Genomic DNA, 261 nt, shown 5'->3' on the forward strand with positions numbered 1-261 from the left:
CTTGCCATAAAATAAGCTCGCGGTTAGGTGAGCCGGTAGCCAAGAGCGTTGCGTCTTGATTAAAGCGCACTGCACTGAAAATTTTATGGCGAGCAATATACTGTAATTGTGCTTTGAGATCACCAGAAGTTAATTGCCAAATGCTCGCTTTTTTCATGCTATCTGCGGTAAAAGCAAATCTTCCTTGGTCATCTAATGCAACTTTGGTCACGCGACTTGGGTGGTTAAAGCGATGGATCACTTGCCCCGTTCTAGTATCCC

General features: G+C 44.8%; 1 pseudogene. It reads right to left on the reverse strand.

From position 1 onward, the window contains the following. A pseudogene (locus tag CWC11_RS22075) lies at positions 1-261 on the reverse strand (hypothetical protein); the annotation flags it as partial.

The organism is Pseudoalteromonas sp. S3178 (assembly GCF_005886985.1).
Taxonomy (GTDB): Bacteria; Pseudomonadota; Gammaproteobacteria; order Enterobacterales; family Alteromonadaceae; genus Pseudoalteromonas; species Pseudoalteromonas carrageenovora.